The following is a 12453-nucleotide window of genomic DNA, read 5'->3' as shown; positions in this document are numbered from 1 at the left end:
AGCGTGACGCTGCGTCGAGTGCGCCGAGGATCAGGCCGTGGGGGCAGCCGCCGGCTCCGCCTTCGGGGCCTCGGGCCTGGCGTCGACCCCGGCCTCCTTGCGCTGCTGCGCCGTGATGGGGGCCGGCGCCTGGGTCAGCGGGTCGTAGCCGCCACCCGACTTGGGGAAGGCGATGACCTCGCGGATGGAGTCCATCCCCGACAGCAGCGCGCAGATCCGGTCCCATCCGAAGGCGATCCCGCCGTGCGGCGGGGCGCCGTAGGCGAAGGCGTCGAGCAGGAAGCCGAACTTCTCCTGGGCGTCGGCCTCGCTCAGGCCCATGATGGCGAAGACCCGCTCCTGCACGTCGCGCTGGTGGATACGGATCGACCCGCCACCGATCTCGTTGCCGTTGCACACCATGTCGTAGGCGTGGGCCAGCGCCTCACCGGGCCGCACGTCGAAGGTGTCGAGGAACTCCGTCTTCGGCGAGGTGAAGGCGTGGTGCACAGCCGTCCAGGCGCCCCCGCCGACGGCGACGTCACCGGCCGCGACAGCCTCGCTGGCGGGCTCGAAGAGCGGCGCGTCGTGCACCCACAGGAAGGCCCAGGACGACTCGTCGATGAGCTCGCAGCGGCGGCCGATCTCGAGCCGCGCCGCACCGAGCAGGCCCCGGGTCGCCTTGGTCGTGCCGGCCCCGAAGAAGACGCAGTCGCCCGGGGCGGCCCCGACCTGGGCGGCCAGCCCGGCCCGCTCGCCCTCGCTGAGGTTCTTCGCCACGGGGCCGCCGAGCTCGCCGTCCTGGCCGACGAGCACGTAGGCCAGGCCCTTCGCGCCGCGCTGCTTGGCCCACTCCTGCCAGGCGTCGAGCTGCTTGCGCGGCTGGGACGCCCCACCGGGCATGACGACGGCACCGACGTACTCGGCCTGGAAGACGCGGAACGGCGTGTCGGAGAAGTACGCCGTGCAGTCGACGAGCTCCTGCCCGAAGCGCACGTCGGGCTTGTCGCTGCCGTATCGGGCCATCGCGTCGGCGTAGGTGAGCCGCGGGAAGGGCGTCGGCAGGTCGACGCCGATGAGCGTCCACAGCGCGACCGCGAGCTCCTCACCGAGGGCGAGGACGTCGTCCTCCTCGACGAAGGACATCTCGATGTCGAGCTGGGTGAACTCCGGCTGACGGTCGGCGCGGAAGTCCTCGTCGCGGTAGCAGCGCGCGATCTGGTAATAGCGCTCCATACCGGCGACCATGAGCAGCTGCTTGAACAGCTGGGGGCTCTGCGGCAGGGCGTACCACGAGCCCGGCTGCAGGCGGGCCGGCACGATGAAGTCGCGGGCGCCCTCGGGCGTCGAGCGGGTCATCGTCGGGGTCTCGATCTCGACGAAGTCGTGAGCGGCGAGCACCGTACGGGCAGCTGCGTTGACCTTCGAACGCAGGCGCAGCGCGGCGCCCTGGGCAGGGCGGCGCAGGTCGAGGTAGCGGTACTTGAGGCGTGCCTCCTCGCCGACGGTCACGTAGCTGTCGATCTGGAAGGGCAGCGGCGCGCTGGGGTTGAGCACCTCGATGTGCTCGGCGCTGACCTCGATCTCGCCAGTCGGCAGCGAGGCGTTGGCGCTGCCCTCGGGCCGCAGGCCGACGACGCCGGTGACCCGTACGCAGTACTCGTTGCGCAGGTCGTGCGCGCCACCCTGCTCGAGCACCTCGTCGCGCACGACCACCTGGGCGACGCCCGAGGCGTCGCGCAGGTCGAGGAAGGCCACCCCACCGTGATCGCGCCGGCGAGCGACCCAGCCCGCGAGCGTGACGTTCTGGCCGGAGTGGTCGGCACGCAGGGTGCCGGCCTCGATGGTGCGGAGCACGGAGGAGTCCTTCGGGGTGAGAGTCGTCGGGCCGGGCGGCCAGGGCGCCCCCTCATCCTAGGGACTGGGGTCGGGCGCCCACGAACCCGCTTCCGGTCGCCACACCTCGCAGATCTTCGACCTTCTGCGACCCGAGACGGCAATCCCGCGCCATCGCTCGTCGATCTTAGAAAGGGCGCCCGCACCACAGACCGCACAGGCGGGACGCCGCACAGCCACCTGCCGTACCTTCGCCGCATGACCACGTCAGCGCCCCGGGGGCGCCTCGCCCTCACGGCGCGTCGACGCTGGGCCGTCGTCACCGCCCTCGTGGCCGTGCTCGTGATCCTGCCGCTCGTCGTCCGCGCCTTCCCCGTCGCGGGCGCCGCGTCCCCGGCCACCGCCCTCCTCTCGCGCATCCACGCCGCAGCGCAGCACCCGTATGCCGGCTACGCCGAGACGACCGGCAGCCTCGCCCTGCCGGTGACGACGGGCCTCGGCGACGTCGCCTCGCTGCTGGGGGGCATCACGCAGCAACGGGTGTGGTGGCGCGGTGCGCAGGACTGGCGCTCCGACACCCTCAGCGCGACCGGCGAGCTCAGCGCGCGCACCTCGCCCGCCGGCACCCAGGTCTTCGACTTCGAGGACAGCGACGTGGCGCGCACGGGGCCCGACCCGGCCGGGGCGGTGCGCCTCCCCCGGGCCACCGACACGCTGCCGCCCCTGCTGGCGGACCGCCTGCTGAGCCAGGCGACACCAGCCCAGGTGACGTCTCTGCCGTCCCGACGCGTCGCCGGGCGCCCGGCCGACGGCCTGCAGCTGCTGCCGAACGAGCCGCTCAGCAGCATCGCGCGGGTCGACGTCTGGGCCGACCGGGCCTCCGGCGTCCCGCTGCTCGTCGAGGCCTACAGCCGGTCGAGCGCGGGCGCAGGCGGCGGCACGAGTGCGGTCCCGGCCATGTCGAGCACCTTCCTCGACTTCACCGACGCGACCCCGGGCCAGCAGGTCGTCGACTTCGCACCACCCCCCGGCGCCCCGGTCTTCGACCGTCGTCGTCTCGACCTCGCTCAGGCCATCGGGCGCGTGCCCGACACCGCCCTGCCCTCCAGCCTCCTCGGCTTCCCCCGTTCCGCCTCTCCGCCGGGCCTCGAGGGCATCGGGCAGTACGGCCGCGGGGTCACCCAGCTGGCCGTCGGCGAGCTGCCCGACCGGGTCGCCGGATCCCTGCGTGACCAGCTGCGCTCGGTCGTCGGCGTCACCACCCTGCCCGAGGGTGTGGCCGTGACGGTCGGCCCGATCGGTCTGCTCGTCACCGACCCGGCGGTGACCGGCCGCACCCTGCTCGTGACCGGCACCCTGACCCCTGCGGGCCTGGCTCAGGTCGCGAGGGGCCTGCGCCCGGGAGCCGCCTCGTGAGCCCCGCGGGAGCGGACACCACCGAGGTCGTCATCCGCACCAGCGCGCTCCGCAAGCAGTACGGCACCGTCGCGGCCGTGGACGGCATCGACCTGCAGGTGCACGCGGGTGACGTCTACGGCTTCCTCGGGGCCAACGGCTCGGGCAAGACGACCACCGTTCGCTGCCTGCTCGGGCTGGTGCTGGCGACCTCGGGTGAGATCGAGCTGCTGGGCGAGCCCATGCCGAGGGCGGCCGCCGGTGTGCTGCCCCGGGTCGGTGCGCTGGTCGAGGGGCCGGCGGCATACGGGCACCTGTCGGGCCGGGCCAACCTCGTGCTCCACGACGCCAGTGGCAGAGCACCGCAGGGCCCGCACGGCGGCGGCCGGCGCGACCGCAGTCGACGCGCCGGCGAGGTGCTCGAGCTGGTCGGCCTCTCGGCCGTGGGCCGGCGCCCGGTGCGCGCCTACTCCCTCGGGATGCGCCAGCGCCTCGGGCTCGCAGCCGCGCTGATGCGTCGCCCCGAGCTGCTCGTGCTCGACGAGCCGACCAACGGCCTCGACCCCCAGGGCATCCGCGAGATCCGAGAGCTGCTGCTGCGCCTCAACACCGAGGGTACGACGATCTTCCTCTCCAGCCACCTCCTCGCCGAGATCGAGCAGATGTGCACGCGCATCGGCCTGCTCGACCGCGGCCACCTCGTGCTGCAGGAGTCGCTCGCGACCCTGACGGCACCCACCGGCCGCACGATGCTCGTCACACCCGACCCGGCGGCCGCTGTCGCCCTGCTGGACGGGCAGCTCGAGCAGCGGGACGGCGAGCGCCTGCTCGTGCGTACGCCTGACCCCGCCGCGCTCAACGCGCGCCTCGTCGCCGGCGGGGTGCGGGTGAGCGAGCTCGGCCCCGAGCGCCACACCCTGGAGGACGTCATCGAGCACCGCACGCGAGCCCGCGCCGTCGACGAGGTGCCGCGATGAGGGTCGAGCTGGTCAAGCTCTTCGGTCGCCGACGCACGTGGGTGGCGCTGGTGCTGCTCAACCTGCTGCCCACCGTCGTGGCGGGTCTGCTCGCGTGGACCCGGCTCGCCCCGCGGCCCGGCACGGGCCCGGCGTTCCTGTCGGCCGTCGTCGCCGACGGGTCGCTCTTCGCCATCGCCGCGTTGGCCATCGTGCTGCCGCTCTTCCTGCCGATCTCTGTGGCGGTGGTCGCCGGTGAGGCCGTCGCGGGCGAGGCGCAGGCCGGGACGCTGCGCTACCTGCTCATCCGCCCGGTCGGGCGGACGCGCCTGCTGGTGCGCAAGCTGGTCGCCGTCGTCGCCTTCGTGCTCGCCGCCGTGGTGTCGGTGGCGGCGATCGGCTTCCTCGTCGGCCGCCTGCTGCTCGGTCCGGGCACCCTCGAGGGCGGCATGATCAGCCTCTCGGGCTCGGTCCTCACGCCCACCGACCTGGCCTGGCGCACGCTCGTGGCCGTCCTCTACGTCACCGTCTCGATGCTCGGGGTCGCCGCCCTCGGGCTGTTCCTGTCGACCCTGACGGACTCCCCCCAGACCGCCAGCCTCGGCGCCATGGCCTTTCTCATCGGCAGCTCACTGCTCCTGACCGTCGACGCGGCGCGGCCGGTGCAGCCCTACCTCCCGACCCGCTACTGGCTCTCCTTCATCGACCTCTACCGCGACCCCGTGCTGTGGTCCAACCTCGAGCGCGGGGCCGGTCTCCAGGTGGTCTACGTCGTCGTCTTCCTCGCTGCCGGGTGGGCCAACTTCACGACCCGGGACGTCACGAGCTGAGCCTGGAGCAGTCGGTCGGCCCCCAGGTGGGCGGCCGGGCGACGGCGACCGCCTCGGCGACGAGCGACTGCACCAGGCGATCGCCCGGCAGACCCCCGTGGCGCACCGTCGAGGCGGGGCAGATGCTCTGCAGCGATGGGCTGGCCACCCCCGCCAGGACGGCCGACTCGGGCGGGAGGACCACGTCGTCCGAGGTGCTCCACAACGAGACGGCGACGACGCCGGTCGGGATCGGCTCCCGCGCCAGTCGCGCGAGCACGGCGTTGCCGGGGGCCAGCTGCTGGCAGGCCGTGGGACAGGCACCGGCGACGAGGGTGCCCAGCTGGGCCAGCTGCGTCCCGGCGTGCGGCGACCCGAGCGTCACCAGCCGACGGGTGCGCGCCGCCCCGCCGTCCTCGACCACCCACAGACGGGCCACGACCCCGCCCGCGGAGTAGCCGACGAGGTCGACGGAGGAGGCCGCCGTGCGGGCGAGCGCCGCGTCGACGGCGTCCCCGAGGGCCCGCGCCTGCTCGCCCAGGTCACCGAGCGCGGAGTCGGGCAGCGAGACGACCGTGACGTCGCGCCCCCCGGCCCGCAGCGCGATGGCCAGTGGCGCGAGCGAGCGCTCCGACCCGCCGTACCCCGGCACGAGCAGGAGCGGCCCCGGCCGCGACTGGTCGACGTCGGCCGCCGGACGGCTCCGCAGCACGAGCGCGACAGCCAGGGCGACCACGAGCGCCACGACCAGCACCAGCGCGGTCAGCACGACCCGGCGACGGGCGGGAGCGAGTCCAGACAGCACCACGCCATCATGCGCGAGCCACCTGGGCGCCCGGCCGCGCCACAGCCAGGGTTGTGGCGCGGCTCACATGGGTCCATAGTCCCTTCGTGCGCCTTTCTCCCCGCGTCACGCACCGTCGCGTGACCCAGCCCCATGTCCTGATCCCTACGGTCGCTGCAGCAGCCCTTGCCGCGCTTCCCCTCCTGCCGGTGCTCCCGGCCCAGGCTGCCCCGCCCGGCCTCTCCGCGGGCGTCGCCGCCGCCGACGGCTCCCCCGGCGCGATGAGCCACTTCGGCCTCGCCCGCAAGGACTGCCTCGGCACGGCCGCAAACCGCACGTCGAAGGTCTGGTACACCGTCGCCAACGGTGTGCTCTCCGACGTCTACGCCCCGACGGTCGACAACACCAACGTCGAGACCCTGCAGCTCGCGGTGACCGACGGCTCGACCTTCACCGACCTGCAGTCGCGCGACACGACCTACACCGTGCGCACCACCGACCGGTCGGGAATGGCCTGCGAGGTCACGAGCCGGGCCAAGAGCGGTCGCTACACGCTGGTCACCGACTACGTCACCGACCCGGTGCGCGACGCCGTGGTCATGAAGGTGCGGCTGATCACCCGCGAGCCCGGGCTGCAGGTCTACGTGCGCTACGACGCGTCGGTCAACGGCAACGGCGGTGGCGGTGACGCCACCACCCAGAACGGCGGCGCCGACGACGCGGTCGTCGACGCGTCCACCACCGCGCTCGTCAGCTCCGACACCAACACCAGCAGCCAGGCGGTCAACCGCGACTACGCCGTCCCGCTCTTCGGTGCGCTCCGGGCCGACAAGCCCTTCCTCAGCGCGCAGAGCGGGTATGCCGGCACGTCCAGTGACGGCCTCACCCAGCTCGACGCCGCGCACCGGCTCACCTCCACGACGACGACCGCCCGCCAGGGCAACGTCGTCCAGACGGCCCGGCTCGACCTCTCCAGCGGCGGCACCAGCACCCTCGCCCTCGGCTACGGCACCCGCCGCAATGCCGCGATCGACGTCGCCGGGGCCAGTGCGGCGACCTCGTACGGCGACACCCGCGCCGCCTACGTCAAGACCTGGACCGACTACGACGCCGGTCTGGTCGCGCCGCCGTACCGCCTGCCGGGCCTGACGCCCGCTGCTGCCGAGCGCGCCCGTGCGGCCTACTGGCTGTCGGTCAACGTGCTCAAGGCCAGTGAGGACAAGACCTTCCCCGGGGCCGTCGCCGCGGGGCTGGGCAGCCCGTGGGGGCAGGCGGTCGAGGCCGGCACCAAGGTGGACGGCAAGCCGGTCTACTTCGGCTCCTACCGCGAGACCTTCGGCCGCGACCTCTACGAGGCCTTCACCGGCTTCCTCGCCGCCGGCGACGTCGCGACCGCGCAGGACACCACGCGATTCCTCTTCCTGCGACAGCAGCTGCCCGACGGGCGGATGCCGCGCAACAGCCTCCCCAACGGCAAGACCGCGCCCGACACCGGCGGCGACCAGCTCGACGAGACCAGCTACCCCATCCTCATGGCGCTGCTCTCGGGGCTCGACACCGACCAGGGCCTCTACCGCAACCACATCAAGAAGGCCGCCGACTTCGTCGTGAGCCACGGCCCGTCCTTCGGCTCGGAGCGGTGGGAGGAGCAGGGCGGCTACTCGCCCTCGACCATCGCCGCCGAGATCGCCGGGCTGGTCGCTGCCGCGCGCATCGCCGACACGAACGGCGACGCCGCGTCGGCGCGGGTCTACCGGGCCACGGCCGACCACTTCCAGCGCAGCATCAAGGGCTGGACGGTGACCACCACCGGCCCGTATGCCACCGGCCGCTACTTCATCCGGCTGTCGAAGACGGGCGATCCCAACGCGGGGACGACCTACAACCTCGGCAACGGCTCGGTCGACTCCGACCAGCGCGCGGTCATCGACCAGGGCTTCCTCGAGCTGACCCGGCTCGGCGCCCTGCCCGCCAACGACGCCGACGTGCGCCGCTCGCTCCAGGTCGTCGACCAGGTCATCCGCCGCGACACCCCGACCGGCACCGGCTTCTACCGCTACGGCACGGACGGCGCGGGCTCCGAGGACGGCTACGGCGACTGCTGGACGCCCGACCCGACCGACTGCCCCGTCGACGGTCAGCCGTGGCCGACCACCGGGCACGGATCGGGCCACCTCTGGCCGGTGCTCGCCGGCGAGCGGGCGGAGCAGCTGATCGGCACGGGCAACCTCCCCGCTGCCAGCAGCCTGCTGCGCACCATCGACCGCCAGAGCTCCGGTGTCGGTCTGGTGCCCGAGCAGGCCTGGGAGGACCCGGCCGTCGCGGCCTCACCCTTCGGCACCGACCCGGGTCTCGCCTCGATCGGCTTCGAGCCGGGCCGGCCCACCGGCTCTGCCGCTCCGCTCACCTGGGCCCAGGCCCAGGAGGTGCGACTCGTGCGCTCCCTCGCGGAGGGTCACCTCGTCGACCAGCCGCAAGCCGTCGCCAGCCGGTATGCCGCCGGGTCGGTGACCGCGGTCCCCGTCACCATCACCTCGCCGGTGACCAACACCCAGGTCGAGACCGCCGCGACCCAGGTGGCCGGGACGTCCTCCGCGGGCGCCACGGTGACCGTGGCGACGACGGCGACCGACGCCGGTGGGGCCACGGCCACCCGGCAGACCCGCGCCGCGCGTGACGGGTCGTGGAGCCTGACCGTGCCCACCCCGACCGGGACCAGCGTGATCACCGCGGCGGCCAGCCTGGGCTCCGGCACCGGCTACGCCCAGGTGACCGTCGTCTCGACCCTCGTGACGGGCACCGTGGTGCAGGACGTCACGGACCCGACCGGGGACGACAACGGGCCGGGCACCTACGCCTACCCGACGGCCGGCGACTTCCACCCCGGAGCCTTCGACCTCACCCGCTGGCGGGTCCTCGACAGCGGCGACCAGGTCGTGCTCCAGGCCAGCCTCGCCGACCTGTCACCGACCTTCGGGTCATCGCTCGGGGCCCAGCTGCTCGACGTCTACGTGCACACCCCCACCGGGTCGCCCACCTCGACGTCGGCCGCCTACGCCAGCCGCAACTACGAGATCGCGGCTGGTGACGCGTGGAGCCAGCGCATCGAGGTGCAGGGCTTTGCCGACCCGGTCTGGGTCGACGCCAACGGCACCTCGCTGGGCCGGCCCGGAGTCATCGCGAGCGGTCCCGCGAAGACCGTCACCATCACCCTCGACAAGGCGTCGCTCGGTGGCACCCCGGGCCCGGGGTGGTCGTTCGCGGTCGTCCTGACCGGTCAGGACGGTTTCAGCGGCGACAAGGCGCGCGGCTTCAGCCCCACGCCCGGCGGCTACTCCTTCGGCGTCTGCGCCGAGGGCGGGACGAGCCCGATCTGTGCGCTCGACCCGAACACGGTGCCCAAGGCGGTCGACGTGCTCACCCCGGCCGGGGTGAACCAGGCGGACGAGCTCGACCCGACCGCTCCACCGGTCACGGTGGCCGCGGTCCCCGTCGGCTGACCTGCGGCTGCGTCCGCGTCGCGGTGGGTAACAAACCCCCTCGACGCGGACGCAGCCGTCCGCCACCGCCAGCCCGATGCCGTAGGGAGAGCCCCGCGTGCCGGTGCCGCCTCGTGGGGTGCCGGCGTGCGATCCTCGTCGCATGACCCGCACGAAATGCGAGCTTTCTCCGCGACCTCGTCGTCGAGGCACGACGGTGCTGCGCGTCGGACTGCTGACCGTGGTCGCCCTCGCGGTGACCGCGTGCGCGCCGGCCCCCCTGTCCGGCTCGGCGCTGACCGGGGTCAGCCCCGCCGGCAGCACCTCCGGCGCGCCACCCACCTCGGGCCCGCCCGGCCCGACGGGTCCGACGGGTCCGACGCCGACCGTGCCGACCGTCCCGGCCGCGCCGGCCGGGTCGACCGAGACCCCCGGCCCGACCGTGACGACGCTACCGTCGTCGAGCGGTTCCCCCGCGGCGACGACGCGGCCGGTCCCTCCGCCGACGACCCGCTCCACCCCGGTGCTCACCGGCAGCTCGTCCCCCACCGTCGTGGACGCGACGGGTCACGTCGAGACCGCCTTCGCCACCGCCGCCGGCGGCATCGTCTGCGCGGTGTCGGCCGATGGCCCGCAGGCTCGCTGCGACCTCGAGAGCAGCACCTGGACGCCGCCGCCGACGCCCCCCGACTGCCACGGCGCCTGGGGCGCCGGCATCTCCCTCACGGCTCGCGGCGCCGAGCTCACGTGTACCACCGACACCGTGCTGGCCGACGCGGCCCGAGGCGGCGCAGGCACCTGGTGGGAGGGCCTGCCGGCCTCGAGGCTGGTCTCCCGCGCCAGTGGGCAGCAGGAGGTCACTCTCGCCACCGGTGCCGCTGTCGTCGCCGGCAGCGGCTCGTCACGCCTCACCTGCCGCAGCGACAGCACCACCGTCACCTGCACTCTCGGCTCGGGGCGCTTCAGCGTGTCGCGCCAAGCCTACTCGCTGCGCTGACGGGCAACCCGACGAGCCCGTCGGACGGCGACGGCCACCGCTCGAGCCAGCATCCAGCGCGAGCGCAGGATCGTCGGCAGGCTGCGCCAGTGCAGCGGGGTCTGGTTAGCCTCGTGCAGGCGCCGCTGCACCGATGGTCGCTCGAGGTGGGTCATCTCGCCGAGCACGTTGCCCACGACCCCCAGCCACAGGTCGTGCGACTCGTGCACGAACGCCGGGATCGGCAGTGCGACGGCCAGCACGTCACGTCGCACGCCCATGGCGCAGCCGAAGTACCACCGTGCGCCGACCATCACGAGCCCGAGGTTGAGCAGCCGCCGACCGGAGTCGCGCGCCCTCAGCGGCCACCGCGGCGGCTCGAGGGGCTCGCCCAGCACGGCCACGCTCGTGGCGACGACCCCGTGGTGACGCAACGCCCCCACCATCGCCTCGAGCCGTCCCGGCACCCACACGTCGTCCTGGTCGGCGAGCAACAGCCAGCGGCCCCGGCTCAGCGTCATCGCCCGCTCGAACGTGCGCACGCTACCGAGGTTGATCTCGTTGCGGTGCAAGGAGATCCGCGAGTCGCCCAGTGCCTGCACCCTGGCCACGGTGTCGTCGCTGCTACCGTCGTCGACCACCACCACCTCGTCGTCCGGCCCGAGCTGCGCGAGCACCGAGGCCAGCAGCTCCTCGATCCACGCGGCACCGTCGTACGACGCCAGGCACACGCTGACCGAGGCCCGGTCCACCCGTGGCGTGGTCGATCGGGACGGGTCGGCAGGAGGACTCACGGGTCCAGCATCCCGCAGTACCGGGGCGTCAGATCGGTGGCCCCTTCCCCACTTGACTCAGCGTCGTCGCGCTTGACGCATGGCCTGCCCTGAGTCAGCGACGTCGCCGTCCGCCGCTCCCAACGGGTGCGTTGTCAACCTGCGCCGGTCCTCGTGCGTCTTCCAGTGGTGGACGCGGCCGGTCGGGCAGCGCCCCCGACGAAGGAGAAGGAGCCATGAAGCGTTTTCTCAGGATGTGTACGGTGCTGGCGCTCGCGCTGGCAGCAGGGGTTCCGAGCGGTGCCGCGAGCGCGGCCACGCCGTACTGCGGGATCACCTGGGGGTCGCTCCCCCGCGCGGCGAGCGGAGCGGACGGGGTCTCGGTCACCGACGTGCGGGCAGGGAAGCACGCCTGCTACGACCGTCTCGTCATCGACGGGGCCTCCTGGGCCCGGGTGGCCTACGTGGGGCAGGTCGGGCACGACGGATCCGGAGCGCCGGTCCCGCTGCGCGGTGGCGCCTTCCTGCAGATCATCACGACCCGTTCGGACGACACGTACCGCGTGACCTACGACCCCGCCACCCCGAACGAGATCGTCGACGTGACCGGCTACCGCACCTTCCGGCAGGTGGCCTTCGCCGGCAGCTTCGAGGGCCAGACGACGCTGGGGCTGGGCGTGCGGGCGCGCCTGCCGTTCCGCGTCTTCGTGCTGGAGGCGACGGGTGTGCCACCGCGGGTCGTCATCGACGTGGCGCACCTCTGGTCGAGCTGACCCGCCGGCCGTCGGCGGCGTCTCAGCCCCGGTAGGCCGGGTGCCACGGCCACGGCGCGTCGTACGACCGCAGCGGTGCCCACTCGCGAGCCCTCGCACCCCACGCCGCCATGAGGCCGACGACCGCCCCCGAGTTGTGCACCTGACCGGCCAGCACGGCGTCGTAGGCGTCGTCGAGCGGCACCCAGCGAGCGGTGATCTCGGCCTCCTCGCCGTGCCGCTCGTAGTCGCCGTCCTCCGGCCCGACGGGCCTCACGTCGCGGGCGAGGAAGACCCGCAACGACTCCGAGACCCCACCCGGTGACGAGTAGAAGTCGAGCAGGACGTGCCACCGCCGAGCGACGAGGTCGACCTCCTCGCGCAGCTCGCGGGCGGCGGCGAGCCACGGCGCCTCCCCCGGCTCGTCGAGCAGCCCCGCGGGCAGCTCCCACTCGATGGTCCGCACCGGGTGCCGGTACTGCCGGATCAGCACGACGTGGTCGACCCCGTCGACCTCGCGCAGGGCCACGACGACGACCGCTCCGGGGTGCTCGACGTACTCCCGGGTCACCTGCCCGGCGTCGCCGAGGTCGACGACGTCGCGCTGCACGTCCCAGACCATCCCCTCGTACGCCGTGCTGCGGTCCACCACCCGCCGGTCGACGACCTCGTCGACCAGCTCCGGGCGACCACCGAGCGGGATGTCCACGCAGC

The 12453-nt window shown here is 73.7% G+C and carries 10 protein-coding genes; 6 read left to right on the top strand and 4 right to left on the bottom strand.

Annotated features, from left to right (window positions below; translation table 11 throughout):
- Positions 1 to 30: 30 nt before the first annotated feature.
- Positions 31 to 1836 (bottom strand): aspartate--tRNA ligase, encoded by a 1806-nt coding sequence (gene aspS / locus V3N99_18425; protein MEO3938708.1) that lies wholly within the window; start codon positions 1834 to 1836, stop codon positions 31 to 33.
- A 237-nt stretch (positions 1837 to 2073) separates the two neighbouring features.
- On the opposite strand from aspS, the gene V3N99_18420 reads away from it, so the two are divergent.
- Genes V3N99_18420 through V3N99_18410 form a run of 3 tightly spaced genes read left to right on the top strand, consistent with a single transcriptional unit; the run spans position 2074 to position 4996 of the window.
- Complete coding sequence (locus V3N99_18420) at positions 2074 to 3231, top strand: hypothetical protein (protein ID MEO3938707.1); 1158 nt, start codon at positions 2074 to 2076, stop codon at positions 3229 to 3231.
- On the top strand, positions 3228 to 4187 hold the full coding sequence (locus tag V3N99_18415) for an ATP-binding cassette domain-containing protein (GenBank protein ID MEO3938706.1): 960 nt from the start codon (positions 3228 to 3230) through the stop codon (positions 4185 to 4187). The genes V3N99_18420 and V3N99_18415 overlap by 4 nt, the downstream gene beginning before the upstream one ends.
- Positions 4184 to 4996, top strand: coding sequence for an ABC transporter permease (locus V3N99_18410; GenBank protein MEO3938705.1), 813 nt, complete (start codon positions 4184 to 4186; stop codon positions 4994 to 4996). The genes V3N99_18415 and V3N99_18410 overlap by 4 nt, the downstream gene beginning before the upstream one ends.
- Here the strand turns inward: V3N99_18410 and V3N99_18405 are convergent.
- Positions 4986 to 5780 carry a hypothetical protein gene (locus tag V3N99_18405; protein ID MEO3938704.1) on the bottom strand — a complete coding sequence of 265 codons (795 nt, stop codon included), beginning with the start codon at positions 5778 to 5780 and terminating at the stop codon, positions 4986 to 4988. The genes V3N99_18410 and V3N99_18405 overlap by 11 nt on opposite strands.
- A 119-nt stretch (positions 5781 to 5899) precedes the next feature.
- Here V3N99_18405 and V3N99_18400 point away from each other — a divergent pair, with 119 nt between their 5' ends.
- Positions 5900 to 9259: a glucodextranase DOMON-like domain-containing protein gene (locus V3N99_18400; GenBank protein ID MEO3938703.1), complete on the top strand. Its 3360-nt coding sequence runs from the start codon at positions 5900 to 5902 to the stop codon at positions 9257 to 9259.
- A 142-nt stretch (positions 9260 to 9401) separates the two neighbouring features.
- On the top strand, positions 9402 to 10235 hold the full coding sequence (locus V3N99_18395; protein ID MEO3938702.1) for a hypothetical protein: 834 nt from the start codon (positions 9402 to 9404) through the stop codon (positions 10233 to 10235).
- Here V3N99_18395 and V3N99_18390 read toward each other — a convergent pair.
- Complete coding sequence (locus V3N99_18390; GenBank protein MEO3938701.1) at positions 10220 to 11008, bottom strand: glycosyltransferase; 789 nt, start codon at positions 11006 to 11008, stop codon at positions 10220 to 10222. The two genes, V3N99_18395 and V3N99_18390, sit on opposite strands and share 16 nt — an antisense overlap.
- Positions 11009 to 11223: 215 nt before the next feature.
- Here V3N99_18390 and V3N99_18385 point away from each other — a divergent pair, with 215 nt between their 5' ends.
- The gene (locus V3N99_18385) at positions 11224 to 11760 is read left to right on the top strand and encodes a hypothetical protein (GenBank protein ID MEO3938700.1); all 537 of its coding nucleotides are present in this window, start codon (positions 11224 to 11226) and stop codon (positions 11758 to 11760) included.
- 22 nt (positions 11761 to 11782) lie between these two features.
- On the opposite strand, the gene V3N99_18380 is transcribed toward V3N99_18385, so the two are convergent.
- A complete protein-coding gene (locus V3N99_18380) occupies positions 11783 to 12448 on the bottom strand; it encodes an NUDIX hydrolase (protein ID MEO3938699.1) in 666 nt (221 codons plus the stop codon).
- Between the last annotated feature and the right edge of the window lie 5 nt (positions 12449 to 12453).

It is taken from the genome of Dermatophilaceae bacterium Soc4.6, from assembly GCA_039889245.1.
GTDB lineage: Bacteria > Actinomycetota > Actinomycetes > Actinomycetales > Dermatophilaceae > Lapillicoccus.
This window is presented reverse-complemented; position numbering and strand designations above follow the sequence as displayed.